The sequence below is a fragment of the Actinoallomurus vinaceus genome, assembly GCF_039542055.1.
Lineage (GTDB): Bacteria > Actinomycetota > Actinomycetes > Streptosporangiales > Streptosporangiaceae > Actinoallomurus > Actinoallomurus vinaceus.
In genome coordinates, this window is sequence record NZ_BAABHK010000013.1 from 1 (window position 1) to 19,483 (window position 19,483).

16 protein-coding genes are annotated in these 19,483 nt (G+C 70.0%); 10 read left to right on the forward strand and 6 right to left on the reverse strand.

The genetic code is table 11. The annotated features are described in order from the left end of the window. Positions 1-227 precede the first annotated feature (227 nt). Positions 228-623, reverse strand: a complete 396-nt coding sequence (locus ABEA24_RS36185) for a RidA family protein (RefSeq protein ID WP_345436909.1) — start codon at positions 621-623, stop codon at positions 228-230. Positions 624-944: 321 nt separating this feature from the next. Between ABEA24_RS36185 and ABEA24_RS36190 the strand changes: the two genes are divergently transcribed. Together ABEA24_RS36190 and ABEA24_RS36195 are read left to right on the forward strand one after the other, a co-directional pair. Continuing rightward, positions 945-1,655, forward strand: coding sequence for a DUF6585 family protein (locus tag ABEA24_RS36190; RefSeq protein WP_345436911.1), 711 nt, complete (start codon positions 945-947; stop codon positions 1,653-1,655). 214 nt (positions 1,656-1,869) lie between these two features. Next, positions 1,870-2,337 carry an SAM-dependent methyltransferase gene (locus tag ABEA24_RS36195; protein WP_345436913.1) on the forward strand — a complete coding sequence of 156 codons (468 nt, stop codon included), beginning with the start codon at positions 1,870-1,872 and terminating at the stop codon, positions 2,335-2,337. 185 nt (positions 2,338-2,522) lie between these two features. Here the strand turns inward: ABEA24_RS36195 and ABEA24_RS36200 are convergent, their stop codons facing one another. Further along, complete coding sequence (locus ABEA24_RS36200; RefSeq protein WP_345436915.1) at positions 2,523-3,221, reverse strand: SDR family NAD(P)-dependent oxidoreductase; 699 nt, start codon at positions 3,219-3,221, stop codon at positions 2,523-2,525. A gap of 102 nt (positions 3,222-3,323) precedes the next feature. Here ABEA24_RS36200 and ABEA24_RS36205 point away from each other — a divergent pair, with 102 nt between their 5' ends. Further along, complete coding sequence (locus ABEA24_RS36205) at positions 3,324-4,205, forward strand: helix-turn-helix transcriptional regulator (RefSeq protein WP_345436917.1); 882 nt, start codon at positions 3,324-3,326, stop codon at positions 4,203-4,205. Between the two features lie 42 nt (positions 4,206-4,247). On the opposite strand, the gene ABEA24_RS36210 is transcribed toward ABEA24_RS36205, so the two are convergent. Further along, entirely contained in the window at positions 4,248-5,471 is a 1,224-nt protein-coding gene (locus ABEA24_RS36210; protein ID WP_345436919.1) for a serine hydrolase domain-containing protein, read from the reverse strand. Between the two features lie 191 nt (positions 5,472-5,662). Between ABEA24_RS36210 and ABEA24_RS36215 the strand changes: the two genes are divergently transcribed. The 3 genes from ABEA24_RS36215 to ABEA24_RS36225 all read left to right on the forward strand — a co-directional run bounded on the left by ABEA24_RS36215 (position 5,663) and on the right by ABEA24_RS36225 (position 7,995). Then, positions 5,663-6,244: a hypothetical protein gene (locus ABEA24_RS36215; RefSeq protein ID WP_345436921.1), complete on the forward strand. Its 582-nt coding sequence runs from the start codon at positions 5,663-5,665 to the stop codon at positions 6,242-6,244. Between the two features lie 150 nt (positions 6,245-6,394). Further along, entirely contained in the window at positions 6,395-7,012 is a 618-nt protein-coding gene (locus ABEA24_RS36220; protein WP_345436923.1) for a class I SAM-dependent methyltransferase, read from the forward strand. Positions 7,013-7,293: 281 nt separating this feature from the next. After that, positions 7,294-7,995: a TMEM175 family protein gene (locus ABEA24_RS36225; RefSeq protein ID WP_345436925.1), complete on the forward strand. Its 702-nt coding sequence runs from the start codon at positions 7,294-7,296 to the stop codon at positions 7,993-7,995. Between the two features lie 202 nt (positions 7,996-8,197). On the opposite strand, the gene ABEA24_RS36230 is transcribed toward ABEA24_RS36225, so the two are convergent. Then, the gene (locus tag ABEA24_RS36230) at positions 8,198-9,781 is read right to left on the reverse strand and encodes a hypothetical protein (protein WP_345436927.1); all 1,584 of its coding nucleotides are present in this window, start codon (positions 9,779-9,781) and stop codon (positions 8,198-8,200) included. A gap of 234 nt (positions 9,782-10,015) precedes the next feature. Further along, positions 10,016-10,753, reverse strand: a complete 738-nt coding sequence (locus ABEA24_RS36235) for a polyprenol monophosphomannose synthase (RefSeq protein WP_425551280.1) — start codon at positions 10,751-10,753, stop codon at positions 10,016-10,018. Between the two features lie 258 nt (positions 10,754-11,011). On the opposite strand from ABEA24_RS36235, the gene ABEA24_RS36240 reads away from it, so the two are divergent. Beyond that, positions 11,012-11,995 (forward strand): GNAT family N-acetyltransferase, encoded by a 984-nt coding sequence (locus ABEA24_RS36240; protein WP_345436931.1) that lies wholly within the window; start codon positions 11,012-11,014, stop codon positions 11,993-11,995. Between the two features lie 63 nt (positions 11,996-12,058). Next, a complete protein-coding gene (locus tag ABEA24_RS36245) occupies positions 12,059-12,733 on the forward strand; it encodes a lysophospholipid acyltransferase family protein (protein ID WP_345436933.1) in 675 nt (224 codons plus the stop codon). Positions 12,734-12,740: 7 nt separating this feature from the next. Here the strand turns inward: ABEA24_RS36245 and ABEA24_RS36250 are convergent, their stop codons facing one another. Next, positions 12,741-15,146: an ATP-binding SpoIIE family protein phosphatase gene (locus tag ABEA24_RS36250; RefSeq protein WP_345436935.1), complete on the reverse strand. Its 2,406-nt coding sequence runs from the start codon at positions 15,144-15,146 to the stop codon at positions 12,741-12,743. Positions 15,147-15,390: 244 nt separating this feature from the next. Here ABEA24_RS36250 and ABEA24_RS36255 point away from each other — a divergent pair, with 244 nt between their 5' ends. Beyond that, complete coding sequence (locus tag ABEA24_RS36255) at positions 15,391-18,516, forward strand: M14 family metallopeptidase (protein WP_345436937.1); 3,126 nt, start codon at positions 15,391-15,393, stop codon at positions 18,514-18,516. 368 nt (positions 18,517-18,884) lie between these two features. Further along, on the forward strand, positions 18,885-19,472 hold the full coding sequence (locus tag ABEA24_RS36260) for a sigma-70 family RNA polymerase sigma factor (RefSeq protein WP_345436939.1): 588 nt from the start codon (positions 18,885-18,887) through the stop codon (positions 19,470-19,472). The last annotated feature ends 11 nt before the right edge of the window (positions 19,473-19,483 follow it).

Below are 19,483 nucleotides of genomic sequence, written 5' to 3' on the forward strand. Positions count from 1 at the left end.
CGGCCATCGCGTTGGTCTCCTTCGATCTTGACTTCGCATCTCGAAGGATCACGCGATGGCCGTCTCAGTTCACGACGCCACGCCTCTGATCAGCGGAAACTCGTACACCACGTCCCTGGACGCAACCCCCGGCGCACCCCCGGGCGCTTGAACCCTACGACGGCCCGAGCAACCCACGATCAAGGTAGGGACGGCAGAGGGGATGACCCGGTAGGGGAGCCGAGCGCTCAGCGCCGCCTCAGTGCCACCGCTTCCAACTCGACGAGTTGATCGGGGTAGCCGAGTACGGCGACGCCGAGGAGAGTGCTCGGCGCATCGTGTTCGCCGAACACCGCACTGATCTCTTCCCACGCAGCCACAAGATCGGCGCGCGCGGAGGATGCCACATAGACCGTCGTTTTGAGCACGTCGGTGATGCTGGATCCGCTAGCGGTCAGGGCTGCGCGGAGGTTCAGGATGCATTGCTGCGCCTGCAGCCTGATGTCCCCGACCCCTACGGTCGCCCCGTCCTTATCCAGCGGACATGCACCAGCGGTGTACACCAGCGAGTCAGGCGAAGCGACGGACGCGTACGCATACTGGGCATCGCAAAGACCGGGGACGCGGATGAGTTCAACGCTCATGATCCGAGGATGGTGGTACCTCAGGCATGCCGTCGAGCGATTTTGGGCCTACGGTGCCCGTCAGTTGATCACGCAGATTGGCCGCGTCTGACAAGAATTCCCCTCTGCAGGCTCTGAGCCGTGGGGCTCTGGCTGCCATGTCGGCTAGTTGATCTTAGTGGGTTCGCTGTCTTGATGGCCGTTTCGCGCATACAGGCACGATCTGCGCGATCTTAAAACGGCCCGGGGTCACCGCCCAGCCAGGCGGTCATCGCCGTCATAGAGACGCGTATGTATATTTGTGAGCCTCCTTGGCATCTGGGCGGTGAAGGGTGGGCAGGGATGGACTTGATGGTGCTTTCCGCGGACGGGCCCTGGGCGCAGGTCACCCCCGAGGCGGAGCGAGTCGCCCAGGAGCATCATCTTGGGAAGCTCCGCGAGATCTTCGCCATCCAGGCCGGGCTCTCTCGCAAAAAGGTCAACCGGGTGTATGAGTTCGAAGCGGGCCTGGTGCGGCAGAACCACGGCAAGGCCCCCGAGGCCTTCCGATGGGATCAGCTCGCGACCGTCCACGAGCGTGTCACCAACCGGTACAACAACGGCACCTACGACGCCACGTACTTCACCTACACCCTGACCCTCGCCAACGGAGCGTCGACCAAGCTCGATGGTTTCTACCGGGATCCGAAGCTCCACCGCAATCCCGGATTCGCCATCAGCGCCAACCCGCGGGGCCGCCAATACGCTGACCTCGGCAGGGCGGTGGCCAACTACGTCACCCGGGCCAAGCTGCCCGGCGCCTTGGAATCCCTGGAACGCGGCGAGAGCCTGACCTTCGGCGACGTGACCATCGATCGCAACGGAGTTCGCCGCGGAAGGCACGCAGCGCCATGGGTGTCGATCCAGGAGGTGAAGGTCGAGAAGGGTTGGATCACCATCAAGCAGGAAGGCAAGTTCCGGCCGCTGCACAAGCAGGAGGTCGCCGGGATTCCCAACTTCTCGCTTTTCATCACCCTGGTCGAGAAGCTACGCGAGGGCCTCCGCGTCGGCTAGCTGTACTGACCGCAGCGATCGCCCCCAGCCCGTGATGAACCCAGCCATGCAGGGGCGATCGTAAGGGCCGCATTGTCGCCCCACCTGCACCACCGGTCACTTCGGTGGCACCCCCACTCGGTCCTTCCGGTCTCGCTGGCGGGTGAGGGCGTGGTCGACGGCAGTGTCGATGGCCTCGGCGCTGGTATGGGCGCGGTGGGGATAGCGTCCGGACATGCCGAGCTTCGAGATCACACCGATAGGTACGGTCCGGAACGACCGGACGGATGTCCAGCACACGGACAACTGGGGTGCCGTCCGCAGCACGATCACCATCGACGAGCGCTTCGGCGAGGCGTGCCTCCAGGGTCTGGAGGGCTTCTCCCACGTGGAGGTCCTCTTCATCTTCGACCAGTTCCCGGAACGGGACGATTACCGCGAACCCCGCCCCTACCGCGGCCGCTCCGACCTCCCGTCCGTTGGCGTATTCGCTGGCCGCGGCCCCCGCAGACCGAACCGCATCGGGGTAACGTGCTGCGCCATCGAATCCGTCCACGGCCGCGAATTGACGGTGGTGGGCCTCGACGCGGTCTCGGGCACCCCGGTCATCGACCTGAAGCCGACGATGGCGGAGTTCCGCCCGGTGAACGTCAAGCAGCCGGAATGGGTCAGCCGCCTGATGTCGGAGTACTTCCAGCCGTAACCGGAGTCTGGGGGCGAAGCTCAACGCTGTGTAGGCGCGCCGACATCCGCTCCACGATGTGATCGACGCGGAGTTGCTTGGGTCTCCGACCGATTCAGCAGCGGCAGCGTCTGACCCGGTCGGGTCGTCCCCATCTGCTGGGCAGGCCGCCCCTTGACGTAGGAGCCGAGGCGTGTCTGGTGGGTTCAAGACCAGGCGATCTCACCGGCTCGGTCGACGAAGCGTCCGGAGCCGGCGCCGGGCTTCTCGGTTGCGAGGCCGACGATGGCGTCCGTGCCTTCGGTGACGGTCTGGGGGCCGGTGTGGCCGTTGAGGTCGGTCGCCGTGTAGCCGGGATCGGCGGCGTTGATGCGGATGTCGGCGAACGCTTTGGCGTATTGGGTGGTCAGCATCGTGAGCGCCGCCTTCGAGGCGGTGTAGAGCGGCGCGATGACCGAAGATTCGGCCCGCGACGGGTCGTGGGTGTGGGCGAGCGAGCCCATTCCGCTGCTGACGTTGATGATGACCGGGTCTGATGATCGGCGCAGCAGCGGCAGGAACGCGGTGGTCGTTCGGACCACACCGGCGACGTTGACGTCGAGGACACCGAGCGCGTCGTCACCGGTCAGGGTGCTGGGATCGCCAAAGGGGCCGTGGACGCCGGCGTTGTTGATCAGGACATCGATCAAGCCCTCGTGCTCGGCGACGTTCGCGGCCGCGGCGGTGACGGACGCGTCGTCGGTCACGTCGATGGGGACGAACCGCGCGCCGAGTTTGGCGGCGGCCTCCGCGCCCCGTTCGGGGTCGCGGGCTCCGACGAGCACGGTGTGACCGAGTTCGAGGAGGCGGCGGGCGGTCTCGCGGCCGAGGCCCTTGTTCGCTCCGGTGATGAAGATGATCGACATGCGGTCATTGTTCGTCCGCCCGTGGCGCCCGGCCAGGGACGCCTCAACGGTAGGAGCAGCAGTACCACCGTCGATGACCGGAGATGCAGGAGGATGAGCATCATGACGACGGCACCCGGGGCCGGGCTCGGTGCGATGATCCGTGCCTGGCGGGATCGGCTGCCCCCGTCGGCCGCGGCGCTGCCGGTGGGCCGGGCGCGCCGCGCGGTCGGGCTGCGCCGCGAGGAACTCGCCGAACTCGCCGGTGTGTCGGTCGACTACGTCGTGCGCTTGGAGCAGGGGCGGGCCACGACGCCCTCGGCACAGGTCGTCGCGTCCCTTGCGCGTGCCCTGCAGCTCTCCCCCGCCGAGCGGGATCATCTGTACCGGCTGGCCAACCTCGTCCCGCCGGTGGACGGCGCGATCTCCGACCACATCCCGCCCGGCGTTCAGCGTGTGCTCAGCCGGCTCGGGGACGTCGCGGTCGCCGTGTTCGCGGCGGATTGGCAGCTGATCTGGTGGAACCGAAGTTGGGCTGCGCTGCTGGGCGATCCCTCGACGTCGCCACCACGGCTGCGCAATTTCGCCCGCGACAGGTTCCCGGTGGATGAAGGTCCCGCTCGCCTCGCGCTATGGCCGGTGACCGAACTGGACAAGGACGCCATCGACGCCGCCGTTGTGGCCGACCTGCGCCGCGCCACCGGCCGCTTCCCTCAGGACACGCGCCTGGCAGAGCTGATCCGCGTATTGAGTGCGAGCAACCAACGGTTCGCCGAGCTGTGGGCGGCCGGTACGGTGGCCGCTCACCGTGAGGACCACAAAACGATCGAGCACCCCTCGGTGGGACCGGTCATCGTGGACTGCGACGTGCTGACCGACGGTGACTCCGAGCTCAAGATTGTGATCATGACTGCCGTGCCCGGCAGTGCGGACGAGACCAAGCTGCACCTCGCCGTCACCACCGGCCCGCCGGCCACCACGGACGGCTCGCAAACGCGCCGGTAGACGGGGGCGCAACCCGGCCGAGCCGGCCAGGTGGCCGCGCGCCTAGGACGCGGGCCGGGCCTCGCAGAGCGCCGTCTGGACGGCGGCCTTCATGTCCTCGTCCTGCGCGTCCGAGCCACCCGGGTCGAGGTTCACCATGACCGTCGCCTGCCTGCCGTCGACCGTGGCACCGCCCGCCGTCTCGTACCCGAAGATGTTACCCCCGTGCCCCCAGTAGAGGCCGCCGCAGGGCAGTGGCCTGCTCTCCAGGCCGAGGCCGTACGCCCGGCCGTCCGGGTTGCCGGTCGGCCGGGTCCTCATCATCTCCCGCAGCTGGGCCGGGCGCAGCAGCCTGCCACGTACGAGCGCGCCCAGGAACCGGTTGAGGTCGGTGCCGCTGGAGATCATCTCGCCGGCCGGGCCCGCGATCGAAGGGTTGATCGCGGTGATGTCCATGAGCGGCGCGTCCTCGCCCGGCCGCACGTACCCGCGGGGGTGCGGTCCGGGGATCGCCGATGCGTCACCCGGCACGTACGTCTCGCGCAGGCCGAGCGGTGTGATGATGCGGCGGCGGATCTCCTCGCCGTACGGGTGGCCGGTCACGTTCTCGATGAGCATGCCGGCCAGCAGGTAGTTCGTGTTGGAGTAGCGCCAGCCGTGGCCGGGCTTGAAGGTCGGAGGGTGGGCGAGCGCGATGTTCACGAGGTCGCGGGTGTCGTGGTGGGCGAGCGGGTCCTTGAGGATCTCCTGCGGGCTGAGGTAGGTGAGGACGTCGGGCAGGCCGCTGGTGTGCTGGAGCAGCTGACGGACGGTGATCACACGCCCGTCGTTGCCGTGTCCGCGGACGACGCCGGGCAGGTAGCGCTCCACCGGCGCGTCGAGAACGACGCGATGCTCTCCCACCAGCTGGAGCACGACCGTCGCCACGAACGGCTTGGTCATGCTGCCGATCCGGAACCTGCTGTCGCGGCGCACCGGCGCGTGGCTCTTCACGTCCGCGACGCCGCTGGTCAGCACCGAGCTGCCGCGCCGGTTCCGCACTTCGACGAGCGCTCCGGGCCCGCCGTCGACCGTGGTCAGCCGCTGCAGGAGTTCGCGCAGCCGAGCATGGCCGGCAGCGCCGGTGGACTCGGCCGCGGTGGATCCGGCGGCGGTGACCGTGGCGGCATCCCGGCGCAGCACGTCGTTACCCGCCGACACGCCCACTGCGACACCCACTGCCACGGCCAATGTGAGTGCGCCTCCCAGCGCACGCTTGCGCTTGACCACGTGTACTCCCTTGATCATGAGAGCCATCACGCTAGGGACGGTGGTGTTCGGCGCGCGTCACCCGTGAGAGCCGCCGTTCGCGTCGTACCGGAGGATGACGCGACCTACGAAGACGTTCCGCATTCTTATAGTTACTCTGAGTGCATGGACTGAGTAATGCACGGGTAGGGATTGGTTGAACGTTAGGGCCTCTGACCAGGAAGGACGCCATGCGTCGACTAACCGCTGCCCTCGGAACCGTCATGTTCGCCGGCCTCTTCACCGGCTCCGCCCACGCCGGCACCGCGGCGACGGGCGGGCGCGACATCACGCCGGCCGCGCGTACAGCCTCCGCGCCGTACGGGGCGCAACTCGGGCCCTCGGGAATCGCCTACCTGCCGGTCGGCCTCAACCTTCAGCCGACCGCGTCCGGCGTCTGGACGAACTCCAGCCTGCAGGTCACGCTTCCCGGGGCCGGCATCTACGCGCTGGACCTGGACGTCCGCGGGCGGCTCAGCGGCAAACCCCCGGTCAACGCGTACATCGTCGCCCGGCTCTTCGACGTCACCTCCGGCACCGTCCTGCCGAACAGCGAGCGGCTCATCACCCAGATCATCGACGGCAATCCGGGGGCGGCCCCGTACGGGGTGAACACGACCGCCCCGATCAGTGAGCGCATCAGGGTCGGCGGGCCGACGACGATCAGGTTGCAGGCGACCCGTATCAACGCCGTCGGGGCGACCTTCGCCGCGGACATCCTCTCGGACCCGGCGGGCCGCACATCGTTCCGTTTCGAGCGGCTCTTCCCCTGATCAGCCTGTAAGTCCGGACCGTGAAGGGGTTCCGTCCTGTACGGAACCCCTTCCGCCTGCGTCGCCGGTCGACCGCTTCGCTGGTCACGGAGGCCGACGCACGTCGATCAAGATGAGGGGTTGACCCATTGGGAACCGTACGGTGTGGCCATGGTGCGGATGGCGCAGGCGTTCGATGAGCTGGCCGGCGACTACGACGACGAACATCACGATGAGGTCGCCCGAGCCCTGCTCGCGTTCTCGGGTCCGGTGGTCGAAGACAGGATCGCCGACGTCGCGTGTGGGAGCGGGGCCGTGGCGCTGGCGGTCGCGCGCACGCGCTCTCGTGCGGGGACACCGATTCTTGCCGTCGACCTCTCGGCGGGAATGATCCGGGCGGGCCGGATCCGCGCCGAGCGGCTCGGTTCGGACCAAGGCATCGACTGGCGTGTCGGGGCGGCGATGCCCTTGCCCGTGACGGACGGCGGACTCGACGTGATCCTGTGCGCCTCGTCTCTTCACTTTCTCGGTATGCGGGCGTTGGCCGACTGGCGACGCGCGCTCCGGCCCGGTGGACGGGCGGGCTTCACGCTGCCGTTGGCGTCGCAGTTCCGGCCCTCCGGGCGGTTCGCCGAGCTCATCGCCGCGGACCTGCCGCTGCCCGAGACGGCCGGGGACGCGGCGTCGCTCGCGTCGGGCGCCGGTTTCGTCGACGTCGGTACGCGCGTCGTCGCCGTGGGATCCCGGTCCGTCGTCCTGACCGTCGCGACGAACCCGGGCCGGGCGTGACCTTTCCGGATGCCGTGACCGTGGCGGCCGTCGTCGCGAGCGAGACCTTGTAGCCGTCGTTGACTCGTTGCCGCCGGCGTGGACGGTGCGGCGGGCGCTTTGCCGGGTCTGGGGGGTCAAGGACGGCGGCAAGATGGCTGCGACGAGGGGCGAATGGTGCGGTTCATGCTCGTTCGGCTGTATTTTTCTCGTCCAGTGATCACCTGCGGCCCGGCGCCTCGGTCACCGTGGGTTCGGCGCGCCATGTGATCCTCACCCATCGCACGGCGAGGAGAGTGTGCATGACAGTCGGCGACGTGGACCGCGAGCGGGCAATGCCCGCCCCGACGGACACTCCCGAGCGGGTGGAGCCCTCTCCGGGGGACACTCCCGAGCGGATGGCGATGTTCACCGACGCCATCTTCGCGATCGCCATGACGCTTCTCGTGATCGAGATCAAGCGGCCCGAGGGCGATGCGCTGAAGAGTTCCGCCAGTCTGTGGCGGTTCCTGACGCACGAGTGGGAGTCGTTCTTCGCCTTCCTCCTGGCCTTCGCCCTGCTGTGGACCGTGTGGCGCAGGCATCACGTGCTCATGGACCAGGTCGATCGGCTGAACCGGGCGTTCACCGCGTGGCATGCGCCCTTGCTGCTCTTCGTGGCTCTTCTTCCGTTCCCGACCGCGTTGCTCGGGCACGCCATCGACAATCCCCTCGCACTGTGCGTGTTCGCGGCGGCGGAGGCGGCGCTGTTGTTCTCTGAGGCGGCGGTGAAGGAGGTCGCCCACCGCAGCCCGTCCGTCCTGTCGTCGGACGCCGAGGTGGCGGAGGTACGGCGGGGCGCGAGCAGTTCCTGGGCGGTGGCGGGCTTCTTCGCGGTGACGGCCGCGCTCCCCTGGGTCATACCCGCCATTCCGTTCGCGTGGCTGCTCGCGCCCGCGGCGGCGACCTACGGTGGCCGGCTCATCGAGCGCTTCCGGACAGGCGGCGGACCGGCCGCCGGCTGAGCAGCCACCTCGACCCGACCGCTCCAACCGGCCGACCGCTCCAGCCGCACCGGCCTGTCCCCGCCGCTCCAACCGGCCGGCCGCTGCAGCGCCACCGGCCTGACCCGCCACGCCGGCCCGACCGGCCCGCCCCGCTGCTCCAGCCCGAACGCCCTGGCCGACCGCAGCAACCCGGCCGATCCAACCCGGCCGAGCGGTGGGGTCAGGGGCGGCAGAGGCGGACGGCTCGGGGGTTGGTCATGCGGGCGGTGACGGTGAAGCCGGGGAGGGCGCCCCGTTCGAGGACGGCGCGGTCGCGGGTGACCAGGGCGCAGGTGATGCCGTAGCGGTCCGCGATGGCCAGCCGGTCCTGCGGGTCGGTCCCCGGGGCGAAGAAGGCCGTCGTGTCGCGGTTGCGGGCGGCCTCGTCGACGAACGGGTACGGCCAGGCGGGTGCGACGGTGTGGGCGCCCCGGGCGTTGACGAGGCGGGCGAGGGCCCAGGTGTCGGTGATGACCACCTCGCCGGGCCTGATGCCGTCGAGGACCCGGTCGTACGAGGGGGCGGGTGTTGGGGCTCCCCAGGCGCGGAGCGTGGCCGGGGAGACGTCGCCCCAGTAGGCGCGGATCAGGCCGGCCGACTCGCCGAACAGGCCGGCGCAGCAGGCGATGAGGGCGACCGCCGCGTACGGTCTCCAGCCCCTGGCCCGGCCGGCGAGGTAGGACGCGAGTGCCAGGTGGAGGGGCAGCATGGCGACCGGTATGGCGCGCGCCAGGCCGTACGAGCCGGTGGCCGCGCCGATGGAGATCAACGCGACGGCGAGGAGGAAGAGGATCTGCAGTTCGCGGCCGAGCGGGCGGCGGCCGCCGGTGACGAGTGCGGGCAGGCCGACGAGGGCGAGGCCGTACGCGGCGAATCCGCCGTCCTTGACGACGTCCGTGAGGAGGACCTTGTGGACGGCGTCGAAGCTGCCCGCCGCCCCGAACAGGGTCGAGACGTCCGACCAGGGCCACACCATGACGAGGAGGAAGGCCGCCGCCGCGCCCACGGCGAGACCCACCGGCCGCGCGCGGAGGGAGGCCTTCGGGTCGGCCAGGACGAACGCGACGAGGCCGATCGTCATGTTCACGGCGGTGAACGGGTGGATCAGGACGACCAGGGCGCCGAGCAGCGCGACGGTGGCCAGCGCGCCCACGCCCTCGGGCCGCGAACGGTGACGCAGGAACGCGTCCCAGACCAGGAGCATGAGCGCCGTGCCGATGACGCTGGGGTAGCTCATGATCCAGGAGAGGGAGTACAGCCCCAGGAAGCCGCTCCAGGCGACGGGAGCGACGCCCCACAGGAGGAGGGTGAAGATCAGGGCCAGTGCCGCCACGAGGCGTCCGCCGCCCAGGTGGCGGCAGAAGCGGCGCAGAGCGAAGAGCAGCAGTGCGACGTTGACGAGCCCGGCGAATTCGAGCACCGGCCGGGCGGACAGTCCCGTCGTCGCCTTGATCAGGCCCAGCAGGACGGCGTACGGGGAGTAGTAGGGGCTGCCGGAGGCCTGGCCGACCAGCGGGTCGGTCGGGTTCCACAGGTCGCGTGCCAGCGAGTCGATCGTCGCCAGGTGCAGCAGGAAGTCGCTGGTCCAGGTGTGCCGGAGCGTGACAAGGATCGCCCAGAGCCCGGCGGGGATCGCGACGACGAGGTACGGGTCGCGCCACCACCGGTCGCGGACCGAGGTTCGATCGCCGGATGACCGAGGGTGTTCGAGGGTCGGTTTCTCGCTTACCTCGTCGGATCCGGGGAGGGGGAGGCCGTGGTGCATGTGCGCTTTCTGTGCGGGGGGAGGAAGTGCCCAAAAACCGCGCACCCGATGTTACGCCACACATGCGTATGCATTTACCGAAATCCGGAATGACCGGAAAGCGCCGCTCGGCGCGCTTTTGGCGCTAAATCCGGGCGGCGCGTGACGGCTTCCCCCGTTCGGCCACGGCCCACGCCCGGAACACGGCGGCGTACCCCCTCGGGACACCGCGTCGCGTACGGCGGCGAGACCCGCTCAGGTGCGGCGGGTGAGGCGGGCCATGCGGTACTGCACGCCCCACTCGGTGACGCGCCGGAAGGCCTCGACGATGATGTCGCGGCTCATCTTCGAACTGCCGCGCTCCCGCTCGACGAAGGTGATCGGCACCTCCGCCACCTGGAGGCCGTGGCGGATCGTGCGCAAGGTCAGGTCGACCTGGAAGCAGTATCCCTGGGAGACGACGTCGTCGATGCCGATCTTGCGCAGCGTGGTGGCGCGGTAGGCGCGGAACCCGCCGGTCGAGTCGTGCACGGGGATGCCCAGCATGAGCCGCGCGTAGGTGTTCGCACCACGTGAGAGGACCTCGCGGTTCTTCGGCCAGTTCTCGACCTTGCCACCGCGCACCCACCGGGATCCGATGGCCAGGTCACTGTTCTCGAGGGCGCTCAGCAGCCTCGGGAGCTCTTCGGGCCGGTGGGAGCCGTCGGCGTCCATCTCCACGAGCACGTCGTAGTCGCGCTCCAGGCCCCAGCCGAACCCGGCGACGTACGCCGCGCCGAGGCCCTCCTTGCCCGCGCGGTGCAGGACGTGGACCTGCTCGTCGCGGGCGGCGATCTCGTCGGCGATCACCCCGGTACCGTCCGGGCTGGCGTCGTCGGCGATCAGGATGTCGGCCGCCGGAGCGGCGGCGCGGACCCGGTCGACGATGATCTCCAGGTTCTCCCGCTCGTTGTACGTCGGGATGACCACCAGAACCCGTTGGAGGTCGCCCACGCTGTCCACCCTTCGCATCCGCTGACATCTGTCCCTCGGCCCGGCGGGCCGCCGCCGCGACCTGCCCGCACGTCCTCGGAAGCGTACGCGACATGTGGGGCATAAGCGTCGTCGCGGGCGGACCTGTAACGCCGTCCGAACCGGCGGGGAATTCCCTTGTGATTGCCGGCCAGGGCTGCTCTTCGGAATCAAAGACGTGGTCGGGCTATGGCGCGTACGGTCCATAGGAAAGCGTGGGCCAACGATCGAGGAGCGTCCTTGGACAGGGTTCAGCGACTGCGCGATGTTTCCGACACCGACGTCGCCGCGTGGCACGAGGTCGTCGCGGCGTCGGTCGCAGACGATTTTCCCGGCGAGCCGGCGCCGACACTCGACCAGGTGCACGGCCAGCTCACCACGCCCGGGGCCGGCAGCCGTCACCTGATGTGGGTCGCCACGGCGGACGGCGCGGTGACGGGGGTGGCGCGACTCCGGCTGTTCGAGGGGGCGGGCCGGCGTCACCTCGGGGAGTTCACCCTGCACGTCCACCCCGAACACCGCCGGCGGGGCGTCGGGACGCACCTGCTGCGGACGGTCGCGCGGGCGGCGCGGGACGAGAAGCGCCGGAGCCTCGTCGTGGAGGCGTCCTCGGAGACCTCCGGCGCGGCCTTCCTCGAGACGAACGGCTTCATCTGCGCGCTGTCCCTCAGCCTCCTGCTGCTGAACGTCCCCGAGGCCCAAGGGGTCGACCAGATCGTACGGACCGAGCACCCGGGATACCGCCTGATCCGATGGCTCGGAGTGGTGCCCGACGACCTGGCGGAGGCGTTCGCCGCGGCCAAGAGCGCGATGGGCGACATGCCGACGGGAAAGATGGACTTCGGCACGACCACCTGGGACATCGACCGCGTACGGGACATGGCCGAGGTCGTCGAGAAGCGCGGGGACACCTTGCTGACGGTGGCCACGCTGCATGACGACACGATCGCGGGCTTCACGGAGCTGGTGATCCCGGTCGGGGACGGCACGCGCGCGATCCAGTACGACACGGCGGTCGTGTCCGCGCATCGCGGGAAGGGCCTCGGGCTGTGGGTCAAGGCGGCGATGCTGGAGTGGCTGCGCGCCGAGTGGCCCGCCGTGCTGGAGATCGAGACCGACAACGCCGAGGACAACACCCACATGCTCGCGGTGAACGAACGGCTGGGGTTCCGTCCGCTGCGTCAGACCAGGCAGTACCAGTGCGACCCGACGATGATCCACTAGCTTCGGGTGTCAGCCTCCCGGTCTCACCGGGTCTACAGTGACGGAGAGTCGTAGGAGGCACAGTTGCTGTACTGGTTCATGTACCGGGTGGTCCGCCCGCTGCTCCGGATCGTGTTCCGGCCGGTCGTGGTGGGGCTGGAGAACGTCCCCGAGGATGGCCCGGTCATCCTCGCCAGCAACCACCTGTCGTTCGTGGACAGTGTGCTGATCCCGCTCGTGGTGCCGCGTCGGGTGACGTTCATCGCCAAGGCGGAGTACTTCGAGGGCAAGGGCGTGGCGCGGGTCCTCGGGGCGTTCCTGGACGCGATGGGCCACATCCCGGTGCCGCGCACCGAGCAGCGCGCCGCGGTCGCCGCGCTGGACATCGCGCTCGGCGTCCTGAACAACGGCAACGCCTTCGCGATCTACCCGGAGGGCACCCGCTCGGAGGACGGCCGGCTCTACCGCGGCCACACGGGCGTGGGGTGGCTGGCGCTCAACGCCGGCGCCAGTGTCGTCCCGGTCGCGGTGAAGGGCACCGAGAAGATCATGCCGGTCGGCTCCAAGATCCCGATCCCCCGCCTGCACCGGCCGGGCGTGAAGTTCGGCAAGCCGATCGAGTACGCGGCGTTCGCGGACATGCCGCCGGCGAAGGCCCGGCGCGCGATGGTGGACGAGATCATGAAAGAGATCCAGAAGCTGTCGCGCCAGGAGTACACCGGCGTCTACAACGAGCGGTCCAAGCAGATCGAGGGCTGACCTCCGCCTAGAGGGAGTGTTCGAACCAGACGACCTTGCCGGTCGGGGTCCGCTGGGTGCCCCAGCGCTCGGCGAGCGCGCTGACGAGTTGCAGGCCGCGGCCGTTCTCGTCGGTGGCCTCGGCGCGGCACAGATGCGGCAGGTCGTGCCCGTCGTCGCGGACCTCGCACAGCAGGGAGTTCGCGCGGATCAGGCGGAGCCCGATGTCGCCGGCGCCGTGGACGACGGCGTTGGTGACCAGCTCGCTGACCAGGAGCTCGACGTTGGGCGCCAGGGCCGTCAGACCCCAGGTCTCCAGGGCCTGGCGGGCGAGCCGCCGGGTCTCGCGTACGACACTCGGCGTCGCCGTGAGGGCCCAGGAGAAGACGTCCTCCTTGGGAATGCCCTCGAGGCTCACGGCCAGCAGGGCGATGTCGTCGTCGTGCCGGCCCGCCGTGCAGAAGCTCTCGATGAGGGTCTCGCAGACGGTCTCGAGCGGGCGGAGCGGGCCGCTGAGGAACTCCCGCATCGCGGTGAGCCCGGCGTCGAGGGGCCGGCCGCGGCGTTCGACGAGGCCGTCGGTGCACAGAACGAACTGGCTGCCGTCCTCCACGTCGAAGCCGACCGTCTCGAAGGCGACGCCGCCCACGCCGATCGGCGCGCCGGGCGGGACCTCGAGGAGCCAGGACTCGCCGGACGGGGAGACCAGGACCGGCGGCAGGTGCCCCGCGTTGGCGATCTCGCAGCGCCGCGCCACCGGGTCGTACACGGCGTAGATGCAGGTGGCGAGGCAGTCGTCGCCGAGCCGCCGGGCGAGGTCGTCGAGCTGGCGGAGCAGCTGGTCGGGCGGGAGATCCTGGGCGGCGAGCGTGCGCACGGCGGTGCGCAGCTGACCCATGATCGCGGCGGAGGTGAGTCCGTGGCCCATGACGTCGCCGACGACGAGCGCGAGCCTGCTGCCGGGCAGGGGGATCGCGTCGAACCAGTCGCCGCCGACCCGGACGGCCTCGTCGGCCGGGACGTAGCGGTAGCGGATCTGCGCGCCGGCGACGACGGGCGGCGCGTCGGGCAGCATGCTGTGCTGCAGCTGTGCCGCGACGCGCGCCTCCCGGCGGTAGAGGCGTCCGTTGTCGACGCAGACCGCGGCCCGGCGGCCCAGCTCCTCGACCAGCGCCACGTCGGGCTCGCCGAACGGCGGCCGGTCGCGCCGGCGCATCAGGACGATGGTGCCTAAGACCTTGCCGCGGGCGATGAGCGGCGTGATGAGCAGCGCCCGGCCGCGTAGCAGGGCCCGCAGGTCGCGGCCGCCGACGTGGGCGGAGATGCGGCGGCTGATGCGGTCGCTGACCCGGGGGTAGCTGAGGCTGTGCCCGGTCGTGAGGTCACGGATGAGCGGCAGGCCCGCGGGCAGCCGGATCACCTCTCCCAGCGGGACCAGGTCGTCCCAGCGGCCGTCCTCCTCGTCGTACCGCATTGCCACGCGGACGACGCTGGGAGACGCGTCCGCCTCCGCGGGCGGCAGCTCCTGGTCCGAGACGATCGACTCGAGCAGCTGGACACCGGCGAAGTCGGCGAACGAGGGCACGAGCGCGTCGCACAGGGCCCCGGCGGTCTGCACCGGGTCGAGGGTGTCGGCGAGCCGGGCGCCGACGTGGTTGAGGAAGTCGAGGCGTTCCTGGGCCGCCGCCTGCTCCATCGCGTCGACGACCGGCGGATCGTGCGGGGGCTGGACGGTGGGCCGGACGCGCTTCAGCCGCGGTGACCCGGCCCGATGATCCGCGAACGGCAGGCGTACGGTGACGCTGACGTTGACGGCCGGGTAGCCGCGGGCCAGGACGTGATCGGCGATCCGCTCCGCGTCGCCGTCGGACGGCAGCATCTCCATGAGCCGTCGCCGGAACAGCGGGGCGTCGGTGGACGACTGCACGAGCGTGGGCTCGACCCGGAGGAAGCGGACGCCGCCGTTGCCGCTGAGCGGGCTGCGCGGCGGAGGCGCCATGAGGACGTCGCCGAGCGCCAGCCCGGGGCCGTTCTCCCGGATCCGCTGGGCGTCGGCGGCCACGGCGAGCCCCCGGGCGCCGTCCGGGCCGGGCAGCGGGTAGACCCACCAGGCGATCTCCCGCAGCCGGCCGTCGTCGAGGCGGGGGACGAGGAACACCCCGGTCCAGACGTGACGCACATGGCGGCCGCCGGACTCGAACGCCGACCGGTGCTCCTGCGGCAGCCGCAGCAGCGAACGCAGCGGACGGCCCGCCACCGCGTCGTACGAGGCGCCGAACAGGTCCTCCGCGACGGGGTTCCAGTGGGTGACCCGGCCGGACTCGTCGAGCAGGACCACGGCGAGCGGGGCCACCCCGAGCAGGTGCTGATCGAGCAGCCGGGGTGACGTGCCGGCCGCGGTGAGCCGGGCGGCGGGGCGTTGTCGAGTGACCACCGAGGATCCCCCTTCCAGGCGAGCATCCAACGCACGGCCCCCCGACCCGCGATGTGACCGACGTTACATCCGCGCAGGCCAACTCGCTGCGTTTCGATGCGATTACGTAACCGGACTGGATGACCTGCACGCCCCGGTGACCACATGAGGCCGTCCGGCTTCGGCTAGGCGTCTTTAACCGCTCTTGACCCTGAGGGAACATTGCGCCACCCCACATGGGACCTCCAGTCAATCCGGAGTCGCCGTGAAGCGCGTGTTCCTTTCCGTCCTGGCCGCCTCGGCCTTGATCGTCGGCCTGCAATCCACGCCGGCGGGCGCGTCGCCACCGAAACCCGGTGCCGTCAGCGATCATGTCGACCTCTACACCGGCGACATCTCCCTCGCCCAGACCCGGGCCCTGCACGGCGCCGGGCTCGACGACGAGGACATCCACGTCGGCAAGGTCACCGGCGACAAGGCGCACGTCGAGATCCTCATGGGCGGCCGACAGGCCCAGCGCCTGCGCGCCCAGGGCCTCGACCTGAAGCTCAGCGTCGTGAACGGCAGGACCGCCGCCCAGCGCGCCACCCTGGCCGCCAAGGGCGACCACGTCTTCCGCCCGTACAGCGGGTCCGGCGGCATCCGCGAGGAGATCCTCAACGCGGCGGCGGCGCACGCGGACATCGCCCAGGCCGTCGACATCGGCACCACCGTGCAGGGCAAGCCGATCACCGCGATCAAGGTGACGAGGAACGCCCGCTCGCTGCAACCGGGCCGCCGCCCGGCGGTCGTCTACCAGGCCACCCAGCACGCCCGGGAGTGGATCGCGCCGGAGACCGTACGGCGGCTGCTCCACTACTTCCTGGACAACTACGACAAGAACCCCCAGGTGACCAAGGCCGTCAACACCGACGAGCTGTGGTTCATCCCGGTCGTGAACGTCGACGGCTACGACTACACGTTCACGCCGGGCAACCGGTTCTGGCGCAAGAACCTCCGGGACAACGACGGCGACGGCAAGATCACCTCGAACGACGGCGTCGACCCGAACCGCAACTTCCCCTACAAGTGGGGCTACGACAACGAGGGCTCCTCGGCGACCACGGCCGACGAGACCTACCGCGGCACCGGCCCGGCGTCGGAGCCGGAGACCCAGGCGCAGATCGCCCTCTATAAGAAGATCCGCCCGAAGTTCCTGCTGAACTGGCACTCGGCGGCGCAGCTGCTGCTGCACGGCGTGGGCTGGCAGTCGCTCACCCGCAGCCCGGACGACCTGATCCACGAGGCGGTCCTCGGCGACATCGACCACTCGGCCGTCCCCGGCTACACGCCGGAGCTCGGCGCGCAGCTGTACACCACCAACGGCGAGACCGACGGGTACACCGAGTCGGTGCTCGGCACGCTGACCTACACCCCGGAGCAGAGCACCTGCCTCACGGCGGTGAACAGCGACCCGAACGACGACTGGACGCCCGCCGACTGCGGCGGCAGCACCGCCCAGGTCTTCCAGTTCCCCGACAGCGAGAAGCTGATCCAAAAGGAGTTCGAGAAGAACCTCCCGCTCTCACTCGACCTCGCCGCCTCCGCCCACGACCCGGCCCACCCGGTCTCCCCCGTCGGCCGTACGGTGCCGGACTTCGCGGTCGACTCGTTCGCCACGTCGTACGGCCCGACGCAGACGGTGGCGTCGGTCATCCGCCGGTCGCTGCCGGGCAAGCGGCTGCGCTACCGGGTCAACGGCGGTCACGCGCGTACGGCCACGGTCCACGAGTGGCAGGGCGGCGAGCGGTACGGCCGCGACAGCAAGAACTACTTTGCCGAGTACCGGGGCACGATCCGCGGCCTGCGGCCCGGCGACAAGGTCCAGGCCTGGTTCGTCGCGGGTGGGAAGGTCAGCGCGCCGTTCACCTTCGCCGTGCGGGACCAGAAGGGCGCCTCGGTGCTGGTGCTCGCCGACGAGGACTACACGGGCGTCAACCCGACCTACCCGCCGGGCACGAACAAGCCGAAGTACGCCCAGGCGTACGTCGACGCGCTCAAGGCCAACAAGATCAAGGCCGTGGTGTGGGACATCGACCGGGACGGCGTCCCGCACGACCTCGGCGTGCTCGGCCACTTCAAGGGCGTCGTCTGGTACCTCGGCGACAACCGCCTCACCCAGGACGCGGCCGACGAGTACGTCCCGGTCGGGAGCCAGAAGTTCCCCGACTCGCAGATCGCCGACCGCGAGGTCCACACGACCCTGTTCGTGCGCGACTACCTCAACGAGGGCGGCAAGCTGCTCTACACCGGTGAGACGGCCGGCTACTTCGGCCCGCTCTCCGGGGCGAACGGCGGCGGCATCTACTACGGCCTCAAGGGACACCCCGAGAAGCCGTGCGTCGTCACCGCCGACCTGCGCGACGACTGCGAGCTGCTGGCCGACGACTTCGTGCAGTACTACCTCGGCGGGTACAGCCGGGTGACCCGGCAGAACCCGACCGGCTTCCGCGGCACCGGCACCCCGCTCGGCGGGCTCACCGCCGGGCTCGCGAGCACGGACAACCCCCTCAACGAGGCCGGGAACTTCGACGTGACCAGCGACAACCTGCCGGTCAAGCAGTTCCCGCAGTTCAAGAGCTGGGCGGCCGGGGAGTACACGAGCAAGGGCGGGCCGTTCGACCCGGTCGAAGGCTCCTGGTACGCCGCCGGGGCGCACGCGGACAGCTCGTACATGCGCCTGACCCGCACCGTCGACCTGACCGGCGTCACGGCCGCCACGCAGCCCAAACTGGCGGCCAAGTTCTCCTACGACACGGAGGAGGGCTACGACCACGTGATCGTCGAGGCGCACACCGCGGGCGCGGAGGACTGGACGACACTGCCCGACCTGGGCGGCCGGACGAAGACCACGGTGCCGTCCGACTGTGACGCGGGCTTCCTGCTCGCCATGCACCCCTGGCTGAAGCACTACCTGACGCCGGGCAGCCCGTGCACCGCGACGGGCACCAGCGGCGCCTGGAACTCCTTCACCGGCAACTCGGGCGGCTGGCAGCCGGTGTCGTTCGACCTGTCGGCGTACGCCGGCAAGAAGATCGAGATCTCGATCAGCTACGTGACGGACCCGGCCACCGGCGGCACCGGCGCGTTCGTCGACGACACCAAGGTCACGACCACCGCCGGCCCCCTCGACGCCGAAGGCTTCGAGAGCGGCCTCGGCCCCTGGTCCACCCCCGGACCGCCGGCGGGCAGCCCGCCGAACGTGAAGGACTTCCACCGGGCCCAGGGATTCGGCGTCGCGGCCGTCGCCACCCCCGACACCCTGCTCTTCGGGTTCGGGCTGGAGCAGGTGCCGTCCACCGCCGAACGCGACACGATCATCGGTAAGGCGATGAAGCAGCTGATCGGCTGATCGGCGGGCCGGCCGCAGAGGGCGTGGTCACGCGGCGTGAACCGCGTGACCACGCCCTTCGCGTTCCGCGGCAGGAACACGGAGTGTGACGAAGCTCATTTCCCGGCGAGCTGCACTTGCGTTAGAATGACGCTTCCGGTAGGCGCCCCGAGTGTGAGGCGCCGAGCCTCCCCGCCGGTCGAGCCGACGCTGTCGTCGGCAGCGCATCGGCGATTCGATTTCATGGCCCCCTGGCGGGCACACCATAGCCGACAGCTGCACGGAGACCCTCCGTGTCCGGCGCCTCGACCCGGCCCCGCGCAGCGGGGAGCTCCCCCGACCGCGGATGGAGTATCCGTCCAGGTCAGCACCCCTTACGGAGCAACGAAATGACGACTGTGGCGAGCGATGCACGCCGCCAGGACGTCGAGCGATACCAGCGCGACGTCACGCCGCTCATCGACCCGCTGTACGCCAGCGCGGTGCGGATGACGCGCAACCCGGCCGACGCCGAGGATCTCGTCCAGGAGACCCTCGCCAAGGCCTACGTCAACTTCCACCAGTTCGAAGAGGGCACGAACCTCAAGGCCTGGATGCACCGCATCCTGACCAACAACTTCATCAACACCTACCGCAAGAAGCAGCGTGAGCCCCAGCGCGCCGCCACCGACGAGATCGAGGACTGGCAGCTGGCCCGTGCCGAGTCGCACTCCTCCACCGGCCTGCGCTCGGCCGAGCACGAGGCTCTGGACCGCCTGCCCGACTCCGACGTGATCAAGGCGCTGCGCAACCTCCCCGTGGAGTTCCGCACCGCGGTGTACCTCGCCGACGTCGAGGGCTACCCCTACAAGGAGATCGCCGAGATGATGGGCACCCCCATCGGCACGGTGATGTCCCGGCTGCACCGCGGCCGCCGTCAGCTGCGCGAGCAGCTCAAGGAGTACGCACCGCGCGTCGCCGTCGTCCGCGCCGCGTAACCCCCCCCCAG

What these genes read in the sequence shown, in the direction of transcription:
- ABEA24_RS36215 (WP_345436921.1), top strand. Translation starts at nt 5,663, where the DNA reads ATGCGTCGACTAACCGCTGCCCTCGGAACCGTCATGTTCGCCGGCCTC.
- ABEA24_RS36210 (WP_345436919.1), bottom strand. Translation starts at nt 5,471, where the DNA reads ATGATCAAGGGAGTACACGTGGTCAAGCGCAAGCGTGCGCTGGGAGGC.
- ABEA24_RS36200 (WP_345436915.1), bottom strand. Translation starts at nt 3,221, where the DNA reads ATGTCGATCATCTTCATCACCGGAGCGAACAAGGGCCTCGGCCGCGAG.
- ABEA24_RS36230 (WP_345436927.1), bottom strand. Translation starts at nt 9,781, where the DNA reads ATGCACCACGGCCTCCCCCTCCCCGGATCCGACGAGGTAAGCGAGAAA.
- ABEA24_RS36220 (WP_345436923.1), top strand. Translation starts at nt 6,395, where the DNA reads ATGGTGCGGATGGCGCAGGCGTTCGATGAGCTGGCCGGCGACTACGAC.
- ABEA24_RS36225 (WP_345436925.1), top strand. Translation starts at nt 7,294, where the DNA reads ATGACAGTCGGCGACGTGGACCGCGAGCGGGCAATGCCCGCCCCGACG.
- ABEA24_RS36205 (WP_345436917.1), top strand. Translation starts at nt 3,324, where the DNA reads ATGACGACGGCACCCGGGGCCGGGCTCGGTGCGATGATCCGTGCCTGG.
- ABEA24_RS36260 (WP_345436939.1), top strand. Translation starts at nt 18,885, where the DNA reads ATGACGACTGTGGCGAGCGATGCACGCCGCCAGGACGTCGAGCGATAC.
- ABEA24_RS36195 (WP_345436913.1), top strand. Translation starts at nt 1,870, where the DNA reads ATGCCGAGCTTCGAGATCACACCGATAGGTACGGTCCGGAACGACCGG.
- ABEA24_RS36190 (WP_345436911.1), top strand. Translation starts at nt 945, where the DNA reads ATGGACTTGATGGTGCTTTCCGCGGACGGGCCCTGGGCGCAGGTCACC.
- ABEA24_RS36185 (WP_345436909.1), bottom strand. Translation starts at nt 623, where the DNA reads ATGAGCGTTGAACTCATCCGCGTCCCCGGTCTTTGCGATGCCCAGTAT.